General features: G+C 59.2%; 13 protein-coding genes. 8 read left to right on the top strand and 5 right to left on the bottom strand.

Annotation, left to right across the window (positions count from 1 at the left end; genetic code table 11):
* The first annotated feature begins 116 nt into the window (after nucleotides 1–116).
* Nucleotides 117–1,814: an AMP-binding protein gene (locus PSH88_RS19165; RefSeq protein ID WP_305422091.1), complete on the top strand. Its 1,698-nt coding sequence runs from the start codon at nucleotides 117–119 to the stop codon at nucleotides 1,812–1,814.
* 586 nt (nucleotides 1,815–2,400) lie between these two features.
* On the opposite strand, the gene PSH88_RS19160 is transcribed toward PSH88_RS19165, so the two are convergent.
* From PSH88_RS19160 to PSH88_RS19150, 3 genes are all read right to left on the bottom strand, one after another.
* Nucleotides 2,401–3,300, bottom strand: a complete 900-nt coding sequence (locus PSH88_RS19160) for a hydroxymethylglutaryl-CoA lyase (protein ID WP_305422090.1) — start codon at nucleotides 3,298–3,300, stop codon at nucleotides 2,401–2,403.
* A gap of 148 nt (nucleotides 3,301–3,448) precedes the next feature.
* A complete protein-coding gene (locus tag PSH88_RS19155) occupies nucleotides 3,449–3,850 on the bottom strand; it encodes a MerR family transcriptional regulator (protein WP_305422089.1) in 402 nt (133 codons plus the stop codon).
* A 196-nt stretch (nucleotides 3,851–4,046) separates the two neighbouring features.
* Nucleotides 4,047–4,976, bottom strand: a complete 930-nt coding sequence (locus PSH88_RS19150; protein WP_305422088.1) for a LysR family transcriptional regulator — start codon at nucleotides 4,974–4,976, stop codon at nucleotides 4,047–4,049.
* A gap of 164 nt (nucleotides 4,977–5,140) precedes the next feature.
* Between PSH88_RS19150 and PSH88_RS19145 the strand changes: the two genes are divergently transcribed.
* Nucleotides 5,141–6,370 (top strand): acyl-CoA dehydrogenase, encoded by a 1,230-nt coding sequence (locus PSH88_RS19145; protein WP_030130892.1) that lies wholly within the window; start codon nucleotides 5,141–5,143, stop codon nucleotides 6,368–6,370.
* A 163-nt stretch (nucleotides 6,371–6,533) separates the two neighbouring features.
* On the opposite strand, the gene PSH88_RS19140 is transcribed toward PSH88_RS19145, so the two are convergent.
* Both PSH88_RS19140 and xthA read right to left on the bottom strand, forming a co-directional pair.
* Complete coding sequence (locus PSH88_RS19140; protein ID WP_305422087.1) at nucleotides 6,534–7,874, bottom strand: substrate-binding domain-containing protein; 1,341 nt, start codon at nucleotides 7,872–7,874, stop codon at nucleotides 6,534–6,536.
* Nucleotides 7,875–7,998: 124 nt separating this feature from the next.
* Entirely contained in the window at nucleotides 7,999–8,811 is an 813-nt protein-coding gene (xthA, locus tag PSH88_RS19135) for an exodeoxyribonuclease III (protein ID WP_305483318.1), read from the bottom strand.
* Nucleotides 8,812–9,175: 364 nt separating this feature from the next.
* On the opposite strand from xthA, the gene truA reads away from it, so the two are divergent.
* The 6 genes from truA to PSH88_RS19105 all read left to right on the top strand — a co-directional run bounded on the left by truA (nucleotide 9,176) and on the right by PSH88_RS19105 (nucleotide 14,425).
* Entirely contained in the window at nucleotides 9,176–10,000 is an 825-nt protein-coding gene (truA, locus tag PSH88_RS19130) for a tRNA pseudouridine(38-40) synthase TruA (RefSeq protein ID WP_305427026.1), read from the top strand.
* A gap of 63 nt (nucleotides 10,001–10,063) precedes the next feature.
* Nucleotides 10,064–10,684, top strand: a complete 621-nt coding sequence (locus PSH88_RS19125) for a phosphoribosylanthranilate isomerase (RefSeq protein WP_305422085.1) — start codon at nucleotides 10,064–10,066, stop codon at nucleotides 10,682–10,684.
* A gap of 205 nt (nucleotides 10,685–10,889) precedes the next feature.
* The gene (accD, locus tag PSH88_RS19120) at nucleotides 10,890–11,810 is read left to right on the top strand and encodes an acetyl-CoA carboxylase, carboxyltransferase subunit beta (RefSeq protein WP_007905946.1); all 921 of its coding nucleotides are present in this window, start codon (nucleotides 10,890–10,892) and stop codon (nucleotides 11,808–11,810) included.
* Nucleotides 11,807–13,114: a bifunctional tetrahydrofolate synthase/dihydrofolate synthase gene (gene folC / locus PSH88_RS19115; RefSeq protein WP_305422084.1), complete on the top strand. Its 1,308-nt coding sequence runs from the start codon at nucleotides 11,807–11,809 to the stop codon at nucleotides 13,112–13,114. Before accD ends, folC begins: the two co-directional genes overlap by 4 nt.
* Nucleotides 13,098–13,766, top strand: coding sequence for an SPOR domain-containing protein (locus PSH88_RS19110; RefSeq protein WP_305422083.1), 669 nt, complete (start codon nucleotides 13,098–13,100; stop codon nucleotides 13,764–13,766). Before folC ends, PSH88_RS19110 begins: the two co-directional genes overlap by 17 nt.
* A 98-nt stretch (nucleotides 13,767–13,864) precedes the next feature.
* Nucleotides 13,865–14,425 (top strand): CvpA family protein, encoded by a 561-nt coding sequence (locus PSH88_RS19105; RefSeq protein WP_008007221.1) that lies wholly within the window; start codon nucleotides 13,865–13,867, stop codon nucleotides 14,423–14,425.
* Nucleotides 14,426–14,440: the final 15 nt, after the last annotated feature.

The raw sequence follows: 14,440 nt of genomic DNA, 5'->3' as shown, positions 1-14,440 counted from the left end.
AATGGCTGTCAATCACCCTTTACGTTAACGTCAACTTGAGCGAGAGTAGAGCCAGTTCTGAAAGACCTCCCACAGGTCGCCGGTACAACCCACTAATAAAGACAATAGGGGTCGTCATGGATCAACCCAGTGCAAACCCGCAGCGCAGTTATACCCGTGGTTCCCAGGACAAAGCCTTACTGGCGATGACCATCGGTCAGGCGTTTGATAACACGGTCGCGCAATACCCGAACGGAGAGGCGCTCGTCGTGCGCCATCAACAGCTGCGCTACACCTGGCAGCAGTTGTCAGAGGCCGTCGACTTACACGCCAGAGCATTTTTGGCGTTGGGCTTGCAGGCCGGTGACCGACTCGGTATCTGGGCGCCGAACTGTGCCCAGTGGTGCATCAGCCAGTTCTCCAGCGCGAAAATCGGCGTGATTCTGGTCAACATCAACCCGGCTTACCGCAGTTCCGAACTCGAATACGTGTTGAAGCAGTCCGGTTGCCAGTGGCTGGTCTGTGCCGGGGCCTTCAAGACCTCCGACTATCACGGCATGCTGCAAGGGCTGGTGCCGGAATTGGCGGAGCAATCCATCGGCCAGTTGCAGAGTGAACGCCTGCCGGAATTGCGCGGGGTCATCAGCCTGGATGCGCAACCGCCATCGGGTTTCCTGCCGTGGTCGCAGCTGACTGATTTGGCGGCCAGCGTGTCGGCCGAGCAATTGCGCGAACGCCAGGACAGCCTGCATTTCGACCAAGCGGTAAACATCCAGTACACCTCCGGTACCACCGGTTTCCCCAAGGGAGCGACCCTCAGTCACTACAACATTCTCAACAACGGTTACATGGTCGGCGAAAGTCTAGGGCTGACGGCCAATGATCGGCTGGTGATTCCGGTGCCGCTGTATCACTGCTTCGGCATGGTCATGGGCAACCTCGGCTGCGTCACCCACGCCAGCACCATGATTTACCCCAACGACGCCTTCGATCCATTGCTGACGCTGAGCACCGTCGCCGAAGAAAAAGCCACCGCGCTTTACGGCGTGCCGACCATGTTCATCGCCATGCTCGATCAGCCCAAGCGCGCCGAGTTTGATTTGTCGAGCCTGCGCACCGGGATCATGGCCGGGGCGACCTGCCCGATCGAGGTGATGCGCCGGGTTATCAATGAAATGCACATGAGTGAAGTGCAGATTGCCTACGGCATGACGGAAACCAGCCCCGTGTCTTTGCAGACCAGTCCGTCAGATGAGCTTGAATTGCGTGTCACCACCGTCGGCCGCACCCAGCCGCAACTGGAAAGCAAAATCATCGACGAGGCGGACAACCTGGTACCGCGCGGCACCATCGGTGAGTTGTGTACTCGGGGCTACAGCGTGATGCTCGGCTACTGGAACAACCCGCACGGCACCGCCGAGGCTATCGATGAGGCGGGCTGGATGCACACCGGCGATCTGGCGAGCATGAATGATGAAGGTTACGTGTGCATCGCCGGGCGTAACAAGGACATGATCATTCGCGGCGGTGAAAATGTTTACCCAAGGGAGCTGGAAGAGTTTTTCTTCACTCATCCGGCGATAGCCGACGTGCAGGTGATCGGCATTCCTTGCTCCCGTTATGGTGAAGAGATCGTTGCCTGGATCAAATTTCACCCCGGCCACAGCGCCACCGAACAGGAACTGCAAGCCTGGTGCAAGGAGCGCATTGCGCACTTCAAGACGCCGCGTTACTTCAAGTTCGTCGAAGAGTTTCCGATGACAGTGACTGGCAAGATCCAGAAATTCCGGATGCGCGAGATCAGCATCGAGGAGCTGCGCATCAACAAAGACTGACACATAACCAATGTGGGAGCGGGAAAAAACGGAAGGCAAGAAAGCACAAAGGGGAGCCGAAGCTCCCCTTTAATTTTGTCGTACGTGCTCTTTTTTTATTATTGAGGGGCGGTCTGTTGTTGTTTTTGGCAACCGTGGCCCTTTACCGCTGTTTTTGTCGATCCCCATCCGGGATCAAGAGCAAACGTATTTTTTTGAGCGCTGATCTACTTTTTCGCTAAGCGATCCAACCAGTTCGGGAGCTACCTGAAGGTAGTTTTATTGTTCTCTGCCCGGTTGCGGGTTACTTCGAAAAGCACCCTGAAAAGCACATCCTCTCCAAAAAAATCTGTTAGCTGCGTCTCTGCCGTGTTGTTCTTGTTATGTCAGAGTCGTTACGTCTTATTTTTATTGGTTTGCAGTTTTTATTCTTGTTATGCCATAGAGATAGCAGAAGCCGTGCCAACTTTTAAAAAACCTTTAAAATCAATGACTTGAGTTTTTCAAAGGATTTTTTATCCGACCCAAACCCGACAATTTGTTTCCGTGTTACTCGCTTCCGCCCACGTTTCTGCACACGCGGTAACACCCGGACACATCCACACTGTCACTGTGCGCTGCGAGCCTTGGCCACGCGCGAACCGGTAGGGCGCCCCAGCACCGTGCAAATCTGTTGGCCAGCCCGAATCAAGGCATCCAGGTCGATTCCGGTCTCGATACCCAGGCCGTTGAGCAGGTAAACCACGTCTTCGGTCGCGACATTACCGCTGGCGCCCTTGGCGTAGGGGCAGCCGCCGAGGCCGGCGATGGAGCTGTCGAACACCGCGATGCCTTCCAGCAGGCTGGCGTAGATGTTGGCCATGGCCTGGCCATAGGTATCGTGAAAGTGCCCGGCCAGTTTTTCACGTGGTACATCGGCCGAGACCACTTCGAACATCCTGCGGGTCGCGCCAGCGGTGCCGGTGCCGATGGTGTCTCCCAGCGAAACCTCGTAGCAGCCCATGGCATAGAGCTCACGAGCAACCCGGGCGACTTGTTCTGGTGCGATGTCACCTTCGTAAGGGCAGCCCAGCACGCAGGACACATAACCGCGCACGCTGACCCCGTGTTGCTTGGCGGCGTCCATGATCGGCACGAAGCGCTCCAGGCTCTCGCTGATCGAGCAATTGATGTTGCGCTGGGAAAACGATTCGGACGCTGCGGCGAACACGGCGACTTCCTTGACCCCGGCGGCGATGGCGTCTTCAAAGCCCCGCAAGTTTGGGGCGAGGGCGCCATAGGTCACGCCCGGCTTGCGCTGGATTTGCGCGAAGACCTCGGCGGAGCCGGCCATTTGCGGTACCCATTTGGGCGAGACGAAACTGCCGACTTCTATATAGCCCAGGCCTGCGGCGGTCAGCGCGTCAACCAGTTGCACCTTGTCCGCAACGCTGATGGGCTGGGCTTCGTTTTGCAAACCGTCACGAGGGCCGACTTCGACCAGGCGTACGTGGGTGGGTAGGGACATGGGAATTGACCTGTTGTGATTGTCTGAATGCTCGGAGACCCTGTGGGAGCGGGCTTGCCCGCGATGGCGGTGGGTCAGTCAGCATCAATGTTGAATGTCATGCCCTCATCGCGGGCAAGCCCGCTCCCACAGGGTGAGGTTATATGGACTATTGCACTGCTTCCTGGCTCTTGATCGTCTGCTCCAGCGCCTGGGTACAGCGCTCTTCGGCCGTGTCGAGTTCCAGTTTCATCTGTTCGATGTCCAGCAGTTGCTGTTCGAGTTGTTCCCGACGTTCGGCGATTTTCGCCAGCATGCTGTGCAGTTGCTTGGTGTTACCGCTGGAGGGGTCATAGAGCTCGATCAGCTCGCGGCATTCGGCCAGGGAAAAACCAATGCGCTTGCCCCGCAGGATCAGCTTCAGGCTGACCTTGTCACGGGGCGAATAAATGCGTTCCTGACCGCGGCGCTCGGGGCTGAGCAGGCCTTGCTCTTCATAGAAGCGAATGGCCCGGGTGGTGATGTCGAGCTCGCGGGCGAGGTCGGAAATGCTATAGGTCTGGCTGCTCATGGAAGCGCTCGAAAAAGGTCATGGCGCTAAGCTAATGGCAGGTTGACGTTTACGTCAAGGGGCGTAAATCTTCATTGGCATCACCGGCCTCTTCGCGAGCAAGCCCGCTCCCACTGGTGACCGCGTTCTCTCAGGGAAATGCGATCAAATGTGGGAGCGGGCTTGCTCGCGAAGAACGATGACGCGGTCCAAAGCCCTACACCTTATCCAGCTTCTTCTCATGCGCCGTAACCTGCTGGCACAACTCGATCATCTGCTCGCGCATCCAGCGGTTGGCCGGGTCCTGGTCGGTGCTTTCGTGCCAGTAAAGATGAGTTTCCACCGGCGGAACCTCTTTAACCGGCAGGTTCACCGAGTACAAGTCATGGCGACGGGCGAAGCGTTCCGGCACGGTCATGACCATGTCGGTCTGCTGCAACACCTGGGACGCCATCAGGTAATGCTGGGAGCGCAAGGCGATTTTGCGCTGGATGCCCATTTTGCCCAGGGCCAGGTCGACATAGCCCAGACCGCTGCGGCGGCTGGAAATATGGATGTGGGTCAGGGACAGATAATCGTCGAGGGTGAACGTCTCTTTGCCCGCCAACGGATGGCCCTTGCGCATGGCGCACACGTAACGGTCCTCCATCAACTTGACGTGACGCACCTGCGGGTCGGTGTTGAGTGGCGCATCCACCGCGAAATCGAGACGACCGGCGGCCAATTCCTTGGTGGTCTCGCGACGTTTGGACAGAAAACTTTCGATGATCACCGTCGGCGCCAGGCGTCGCAGGCGCTGGAACAGCGGCGGCAGGATCACCGCCTCAGTGAGGTCGGTCATGCTGATGCGGTAGGTCTTGACCGCCTGCAACGGGTTGAAGATGCGGCTTTCCTGCACCGATACCCGCAGCAGGGAGAGGGCGTTGCGCACCGGCCCGATGATGTTCTGCGCCATCGGCGTGGGCACCATGCCTTGGGCGGTGCGCACGAAAAGCGGATCGTTGAAGGTCTCGCGCAGGCGAGCCAGAGCGTTCGAGACCGCGGGTTGAGTAATGCCGACAATCTGCCCGGCGCGAGTCAGGTTGGCTTCGGTGTAGATCGCGTCGAAGACGATGAAAAGGTTGAGGTCGACCTTGCTCAGATTCATTGCGCTGCGCTCTCTGCTCTTGTTATAGGAAGGTGGCTCGATCAGTCGATCATATATCGGTGATGAATGTTAATACACGCCGAGAATAGGCTAGGTAAATTATCAACGCTGTTCTAGCATCGATTGCATGCCCTGAACAACCTCCCTTTAGAAGGTAGCTGCCCATGGATTTCGCTTATTCGCCCAAAGTGCAAGAACTGCGTGAGCGCGTGACCGCGTTCATGGACACCTACGTTTATCCCGCTGAAGCGGTGTTTGAACGCCAGGTCGCCGAGGGCGATCGCTGGCAGCCGACAGCGATCATGGAAGAACTCAAACTCAAGGCCAAAGCTGAAGGCCTGTGGAATTTGTTTCTGCCTGAATCCGAACTCGGCGCCGGCCTGACCAACCTCGAATATGCGCCACTGGCGGAAATCATGGGTCGCTCGCTGCTGGGCCCTGAGCCGTTCAACTGCTCCGCGCCAGACACCGGCAACATGGAAGTGCTGGTGCGTTACGCCAATGAAGAACAGAAGCAACGCTGGCTCGAACCGTTGTTGCGCGGCGAGATCCGCTCGGCATTCGCCATGACCGAGCCGGACGTGGCTTCGTCCGACGCCACCAACATGGCCGCCCGCGCTGTGCGTGATGGCGACGAATGGGTGATCAACGGCAAGAAATGGTGGACCTCTGGGGCCTGCGATCCACGCTGCAAGATCCTGATCTTCATGGGGCTGAGCAACCCGGATGCACCGCGTCATGCGCAGCACTCGATGATTCTGGTGCCGGTGGATACCCCAGGCGTGAAGATTGTGCGTCCGCTGCCGGTGTTCGGTTATGACGACGCGCCTCACGGTCACGCCGAAGTGCTGTTCGAAAACGTCCGGGTGCCGTACGAAAACGTCCTGTTGGGCGAAGGGCGCGGCTTCGAAATTGCTCAGGGTCGCCTCGGCCCAGGCCGGATTCACCACTGCATGCGTTCGATCGGCATGGCCGAGCGTGCACTGGAGCTGATGTGCAAACGTGCGGTCAACCGCACCGCGTTCGGCAAACCCTTGGCGCGCCTGGGCGGTAACATCGACAAAATCGCCGACTCGCGGATGGAGATCGACATGGCGCGGCTGCTGACATTGAAAGCGGCGTACATGATGGACACCGTCGGCAACAAGGTGGCGAAGAGCGAAATCGCACAGATCAAAGTCGTCGCGCCGAACGTGGCATTGCGAGTGATCGACCGGGCGATCCAGATCCATGGCGGGGCAGGGGTTTCCAACGATTTTCCGCTGGCCTATATGTATGCCATGCAACGCACCCTGCGCCTGGCCGATGGCCCGGACGAAGTACACCGCGCGGCGATTGGCAAGTTCGAGATCGGCAAGTATGTGCCTAAAGAGATGATGCGTAGCGGGCAGTAAGACGGGTGGGCTTTTGTGGCGAGGGAGCTTGCTCCCGCTGGGTCGCGAAGCGGCCCCAAATCAGACGGCACGGTTGTTTCAGATGTACCGGGTTGTCTGGTTTCGCGACTGCTTCGCAGCCGAGCGGGAGCAAGCTCCCTTGCCACAATGTTCGGTGCTCACTTCAATACACCCAAACCTCAACCCGCCGATTCTTGATCCGCCCTTCATCCCCGCTGTTGGTCGCCACCGGCATCTCGGCGCCGAAACCGCGAATTTCGCGAAACACCACGCCGCTTTTCACCAGTTCTCGCCGCACCGCCATGGCCCGCAGTTTCGACAGCAGGTCAGCCCGCGCCGGGTCGCTCTTGGCGTCGCCAAACCCTACCAGCGTCACCTGCCGATTGGTTTTGTCGTGCTGCTTTATATAGTCGAGCACCCGCGACAGGTCCTGTCGGGCCTTGTTGTCCAGCGTCGCGCTGCCTTCTTCGAAGCGAAAATTCACCGTCAACCGCTGGGCATGACGGCTGAGCGCCTGATAACCCTCGGGCATCAACGCATTAGGCGCGACGACCATGGCCTGAACGGTCTGCGCGATAAAACCATTGGCCGCGACAATCGCCTGGCCTTTGCTGCTTTGGGCAAACTTCACCAAGGCCTTGGCCCAGGGATTTTTCCCGGTCGGCGGTAGGTAAAAGAACAGTCGACGGGACAGCGGGTAATCTTCCGTCGCGATCAGGCTATTGAGCGGAAGCATGGCCTGGGAATCGCCATCGACAATGGCCACGGCTTTGGCCTGGCGCACATACGGCAAACCGATGAAGCCGATGCCTTGCGGATCCAGACTGACCGCATCGGACAATTGCTCGCTGGATTCGAACCGTTTCGCGTTGCCGCTCAGGTTTTTTCCACGCGGGCTGAGGACCAGTTCCTTGAATGTGTCGTAGGTGCCCGATTGATCATCCCGCGCATAGAGATGAATTGTCCCACCGGTGCCGCCGAGTTCTTCCCAGGTTTTCGTTTCGCCACTGAAGATTCGCGCCAGTTGTACGGTGTTGAGTTGCTTCAGCGAATTGTGCGGATGAAGGATGATTGCCAGCCCATCAATGGCGATGACTTGCTCGGCAATCGGGCTTTTCAGATTGCCCAGCGGCTCAAGATCCAGCCGTTCGCTGTCATTGATCGGACGCGAGGAGGCCGCGAGATCGGCAGAGGCAATTTTCAGGGCTTTGAACCCGGTGCTGGAACCGTGGGCCGCGACCTCCACCTCGACTCGGCGTCCCTGAACAGTTTCGCCGACGATGCGTTGTTCGTTGGCTTTGTCCGGGGTTTCGCGGTGAACCTTGAGCAGGCCCTGTTCACGCATCAACCCCTCGACCAGCGCCGGGCCCAATGCCGCGCCAATGGTGTTGGAGCCCTGGATGCGCAACACCGGGCCACGTTCGGGCGTCGGCAAGTCGCTGGCCGACACCGTCAGCGGCAACAGGGCGCCGAGCATCGACAGAAACAACACGCGCAGCGTCATGCCGGCACCTTATAAGCCTGGGAAAGTGCCGGGAGAATAAGTCAGTAAGGTTTCTGAACGATGACAGTTACCAAGTGTGGGAGCAAGCCCGCTCCCGCATTAGCTTTGTGTAGATTTTGTAGGATCAGCTCAACTCAAGCCAGATCGGTGCGTGATCGGACGGCTTTTCCATCGCGCGAAGATCGTAATCCACGCCGGCATCTTTCACTCGCGGCAACAATCCATGGGACGCCATGATCAGATCAATCCGCAGCCCGCGCTTGGGTTCATCTTCAAACCCGCGGCTGCGGTAGTCGAACCAGCTGAAACGGTCGCAGATGTCCGGGTTCAGGTGACGGAAGCTGTCCACCAGGCCCCAGTTCTTCAGGCGGGCCATCCATTCGCGTTCTTCGGGCAGGAAGCTGCATTTGCCGGTTTTCAGCCAGCGTTTCATGTTGTCCGGGCCGATGCCGATGTCGCAGTCTTCCGGGGAAATGTTCACATCGCCCATCACCACAATCGGCTGGTCGTTGCTGAACTGGCTTTCCAGCAACTGCTGCAAATCGCTGTAGAAACGTTCCTTGGCCGGGAATTTGGTGGGGTGATCGCGACTTTCGCCCTGTGGGAAATAGCCGTTCATGATGGTCACCGGCACGCCATTGGCGTCGGCGAAAGTGCCCCAGATGAAGCGTCGCTGAGCGTCTTCTTCGTCAGTGGTGAAACCTTTGTACAACGCAATCGGTTCCTGGCGCGAGAGCAGGGCGACGCCGTAATGACTCTTTTGCCCGTGGTAATACACGTGATAACCCAGCGCCTGAACCTCGGCCAGGGGGAACTGGTCGTCATGGACCTTGGTTTCCTGCAGCCCGATCACGTCCGGTTGATGTTTCTCAATCAGCGCCGCCAGCTGATGCGGGCGAGCGCGCAGCCCGTTGATGTTGAAGGAGACGATCTTCATGGTCGGCAGTCCTGGCAAAAATGCGATGCTAGCTGACATGTAGGACGGGGGCCAGCCTTGGGGTGAGGGGATTCGTTTTGTTCTGCCAGAGATGTGTTGGCAGATCGGACCTCTTCGCGGGCAAGCCACGCTCCCACAGTATCCGTGTCGTACACAAAGTCTGTGAACGCCACTAAAACGGTGAGCGAGCCTGCTCGCGATGAGGGCTTCCCGTTCAACATTAAAACCGGCATTTGCTGCGGTCGGGCAGGGCACGAAGATCATGCAGCTGTGGCATCCCGGTCCCGCGGCCTTATAATGCCTGCCTTTGCGTAAATCAGCAGGCTGTCACTCCTTGGCAAATATAGATAATCCGGCCGCTGAAATGGCGGCCGACGGCTTTTTCCGGATCGCGTTGGGCGTTGAGTACAAAGGTTCGCGTTATCGCGGCTGGCAGCGTCAGGCCTCCGGCGTTGCCACGGTGCAGGAAACCCTCGAAAAGGCCTTGTCCAAAGTCGCCGACTCACCCGTGTCGCTGCATTGCGCCGGGCGCACCGACGCCGGTGTGCATGCTTGCGGGCAAGTGGTGCATTTCGACACCCAGGTCGAGCGTTCGATGAAGGCGTGGGTCATGGGCGCCAACATCAACTTGCCGCACGACGTCAGCGTCAGCTGGGCCAAGGTCATGCCGGCGGACTTTCATGCGCGGTTCAAGGCTATTGCCCGGCGCTATCGGTACGTGATCTACAACGATCAGATCCGCCCGGCGCACCTGAACGAAGAAATCACCTGGAACCACCGCCCGCTGGATGTCGAGCGCATGTCCGAGGCTGCTCAGTATCTGGTGGGTATCCACGACTTCAGCGCATTCCGCGCCGGCCAGTGCCAGGCCAAGTCGCCGATCAAGGAGCTGCACCACCTGCGCGTCACGCGCCATGGCAAAATGATCGTGCTGGATATCCGCGCCAACGCGTTCCTGCACCACATGGTGCGCAACATCGCAGGCGTGCTGATGACCATCGGTACCGGCGAGCGTCCCGTGGAGTGGATGAAGGAAGTCCTGGAAAGTCGTGTGCGTCGTTCTGGTGGGGTGACGGCCCATCCGTTCGGTCTGTACCTGGTGCAGGTCGAGTACCGCGATGAGTTCGAATTGCCCGAGCGTTACATCGGCCCGCATTTCCTCACCGGCTTCTCGGAACTTGACGGCTGACGCCCTCGAACGCTTTTGTTACCATCCGGGACTTTCCCGGATTTGTCCTGAGGTTCTATCGACATGTCAGCCGTTCGCAGCAAAATTTGTGGGATTACCCGCATAGAAGATGCGTTGGCGGCGGTCGAGGCCGGGGCCGATGCCATCGGATTTGTGTTCTACGCAAAAAGCCCGCGGGCCGTGACGTTCCAGCAGGCGAGGGCAATCATCAAAGCCTTGCCGCCGTTCGTGACCACCGTGGGTTTATTCGTCAATGCCAGCCGCTGCGAGTTGGGGGAAATCCTCGACGCCGTGCCGCTGGACCTGTTGCAGTTCCATGGGGACGAGACCGCAGCCGACTGTGAAGGCTGGCACCGGCCATACATCAAGGCGTTGCGGGTCAAGGCCGGTGATGACATCGCGGCAGCTTGCGATGCCTACGCCAGTGCCAGCGGGATCCTGCTCGACACGTACGTCGAAGGCGTTCCCGGCGGAACCGGCGAGGCCTTCGACTGGTCATTGATACCGCAAGGCCTGAGCAAGCCGATCATCCTGGCGGGCGGCTTGACGCCGGACAACGTCGCCGAGGCGATTGCCCGGGTTCGGCCTTACGCAGTGGACGTCAGCGGTGGAGTAGAGGCGAGCAAGGGCATCAAGGATCACGCAAAGATTCAGGCATTCATCAAAGCGGTTGTAGGGGCTTGATGTGACGGCTGGCAGACTGCCGCCGTCCCAAAATGCACTGCGCTGCATAAGCAGGCACGGCTGAGGATTGATGGGTTGTACGCAGGTCACGTCTCGCTGACCCGGCCACCCGATCAATCATCGCCACTCACATGAATTTAGGTCAAGGGCATACGCGGGGCTGCGAACCAGAGCGTTCGGGCCACCGGTACTGGAGAAAGAAAGCATGAGCAACTGGTTAGTAGACAAACTGATCCCTTCGATCATGCGTTCCGAGGTCAAGAAGAGCTCGGTGCCTGAAGGTCTATGGCACAAATGCCCGTCTTGCGAGGCGGTGCTGTATCGTCCGGAGCTGGAAAAGACCCTGGACGTTTGCCCCAAGTGCAACCACCACATGCGTATCGGTGCGCGCGCGCGCATCGACATCTTCCTCGACGCTGACGGCCGTGCCGAACTGGGCGCGGACCTGGAGCCGGTTGACCGTCTGAAGTTCCGCGACGGCAAGAAGTACAAGGATCGCCTGACCGCTGCGCAAAAGCAGACCGGTGAAAAAGATGCACTGATCTCCATGAGCGGCACCTTGCTGGGCATGCCGGTCGTGGTATCGGCCTTCGAATTCTCCTTCATGGGTGGCTCGATGGGCGCCATCGTCGGTGAGCGCTTCGTGCGCGCCGCCAATTACGCCCTGGAAAACCGCTGCCCGATGATCTGCTTCGCCGCCTCCGGTGGTGCGCGGATGCAGGAAGCGCTGATCTCCCTGATGCAAATGGCCAAGACCTCCGCGGTGCTGGCGCGTCTGCGTGAAGAAGGCATTCCGTTCATCTCGGTACTGACCGACCCGGTCTACGGCGGTGTTTCCGCCAGCCTGGCGATGCTCGGCGACGTGATCGTCGGTGAGCCGAAAGCCCTGATCGGTTTCGCCGGTCCGCGGGTTATCGAACAAACTGTTCGCGAGAAGCTGCCAGAAGGCTTCCAGCGCAGTGAGTTCCTGCTGGAGCACGGCGCGATCGACATGATCATCCACCGTCAGGAACTGCGTCCGCGTCTGGGCAACCTGCTGGCACAAATGATGGGCCTGCCGACGCCAAAATTCGTCGCCGCGCCGATCGAGCCGATCGTGGTTCCACCGGTGCCTGCCAACATATGACCCAACGCACCCTTGGCGAGTGGCTCGCCTACCTTGAACAGTTGCATCCCTCGGCCATCGACATGGGGCTGGAGCGTTCGCAGCAGGTAGCGTCCCGCATGGGACTGGGCAAACCGGCGCCTCGGGTGATCACGGTTACGGGCACCAACGGCAAGGGTTCAACCTGCGCGTTCGTGGCTTCATTGCTGCGGGCGCAGCGCCTGAACGTCGGTGTCTACAGTTCTCCGCACCTGCTGCGTTACAACGAGCGGGTGCAGGTCAATGGTGTCGAAGCCACTGACGCCCAGCTGTGCGAAGCCTTCGCTGCGGTCGAGGCCGGTCGTGGCGATACTTCCCTGACGTACTTCGAAATGGGCACCCTGGCGGCGTTCTGGCTGTTTCAACAGGCAGGGCTTGATGCAGTGGTGCTGGAAGTGGGTCTGGGCGGGCGTCTGGACACCGTCAACGTGGTCGACGCAGACATGGCGCTGGTCACCAGCATCGGCGTCGATCATGCGGATTACCTGGGTGATACCCGTGAGTCTGTGGCTTACGAAAAAGCCGGCATTTTCCGCCAAGGCGCGCCTGCGCTCTGTGGCGATCTGAATCCCCCTCAACCTCTGCTGGATAAAGCGCGCGAGCTCAATTGCCCGTTTTTCCTGCGTGGGCGCGATTTCGACCTGGGTATCACCGATCACAACTGGCAATGGCGCGGTCTTGATGCTCAAGGGCGTGCAGTCGAGTTGCATGATCTGCCATTGCTTGATCTGCCGATGGAAAACGCCGCACTGGCATTGCAGGCTTATCTGCTGCTTGGTTTGCCTTGGGTGGATGCACAGATTATTGAAGCCCTGAAAGCGACACGCGTGGTCGGTCGTCTTGATCGCCGTCAGCTCAACTGGCAAGGCAAGCGTCTGAATGTGTTGCTGGACGTGGGGCACAACCCTCATGCGGCAGAATACCTGGCCCGTCGTCTGGCCAGTCGGCCGCTGGCAGGCAAGCGCCTGGCAGTGTTCGGGTTGTTGGCAGACAAGGATCTGGATGGTGTCGTCGGTGAATTGAATGCTAGTGTCCAGCATTGGGCTGTCGCCCCGCTGGATTCGCCGAGGGCGCGGCCCGTTGAACAGTTGCACGCGGCGTTGCAGAATCTTGGTGCCTCTGTAACGTCTTATGACAGCGTGGCCGCCGCCCTGGAAGGGCAGTGCGCGCAGGCGACGAGCGACGACGAAATTCTGTTGTTCGGATCATTTTATTGTGTCGCCGAGGCCCTTGAATGGCTGGCCCGGCACTCCACGGAGGAAGCGGCAAATGGCTTTGCTGGATAAGGCGTACAAGCAGCGCATGGTCGGTGCCCTGGTGCTGGTGGCGCTGGCGGTGATTTTCCTGCCAATGCTGTTTTCCCGTCAGGACGAACAGCGCCAGGTGAGGGTCGACGTGCCGTCTGCACCGCAAGCGCCGGCTGTGCCGCAAGTGCAGGTCGAGCCGGTGGTGGTGCCTGATCCGCAGGCATTGCCGCAGGAACCTGTGCCAAGCGATGACGAAATTGCCGCGCAGCAAGCGCCGTCGACGCCGATCGCGCCAAGTGCTCCTGTGGCAGCGCCACCAGCGCCACCGGCTGCCAAACCGGTCACGCCACCTCCGGCGCCGGTCGCCAAGCCTGTGCCGGCACCTGCTCAGCCAATCGCTGCTGCGCCGACCAAGCCGAGCACCACCCCAAGCCGCGTCGATGCCAATGGCCTGTCGGTCAGTTGGTCGGTGCAACTGGCCAGCCTGGCGAGCCGTGAGAGCGCTGAAAGCCTGCAGAAAACCCTGCGCAGCCAAGGCTATAACGCCTATATCCGCACCGCAGATGGCAAGAATCGGGTATTCGTCGGGCCGCTGATCGAGCGCGCGGAAGCCGATCGTCTACGTGACTTGTTGAGTCGCCAGCAGAATCTCAAGGGCTTTGTCGTGCGTTTCCAGCCTGAGCGCGGTTAAAACTATCGCTCCGATTTGAAAAGCACTGACAATCTCAGCTTACCGACAGCCATGGGCTCTGCTAAAATGCGCCGCCTTATCTGTCTGTAGGCTGCACTGTGCCATTTACCTGGGTTGATTGGGCGATCGTTGCAATCGTCGCCATCTCCGCTTTGATCAGTCTTAGCCGCGGCTTCGTCAAAGAAGCACTCTCGCTGCTGACCTGGATCATCGCAGGAGCCGTTGCCTGGATGTTCGGTGGCTCATTGTCCGAGTACCTCGGCGGATACATCGAAACGCCGTCGGCTCGCGTGATCGCGGGCTGTGCCATCATGTTTGTCGCCACTTTAATCGTGGGCGCAATGATCAATTATCTTATCGGCGAATTGGTTCGCGTTACCGGGCTGTCCGGGACCGATCGATTCCTCGGCATGGCCTTCGGCGCTGCGCGTGGCGTGTTGCTGGTGGTCGTGGCGGTCGGGCTGTTGAGCCTGGGGCCGGTACAGCAGGACGGCTGGTGGAAAGAATCACAGCTCGTGCCAAAATTTCTATTGGTCGCAGACTGGTCCAAAAACCTGATCCTTGGGTGGAGCAGTCAGTGGCTTGCCAGCGGAATCAGCGTACCCGCTGATATACCGTTCAAGGAGCACCTCTTGCCGACGGCCAAAACGCCTCAGTGAGTTGTGTTCAGTTCA

The sequence above is a fragment of the Pseudomonas wuhanensis genome, from assembly GCF_030687395.1.
In the GTDB taxonomy this organism is placed as follows: domain Bacteria; phylum Pseudomonadota; class Gammaproteobacteria; order Pseudomonadales; family Pseudomonadaceae; genus Aquipseudomonas; species Aquipseudomonas wuhanensis.
This window is presented reverse-complemented; position numbering and strand designations above follow the sequence as displayed.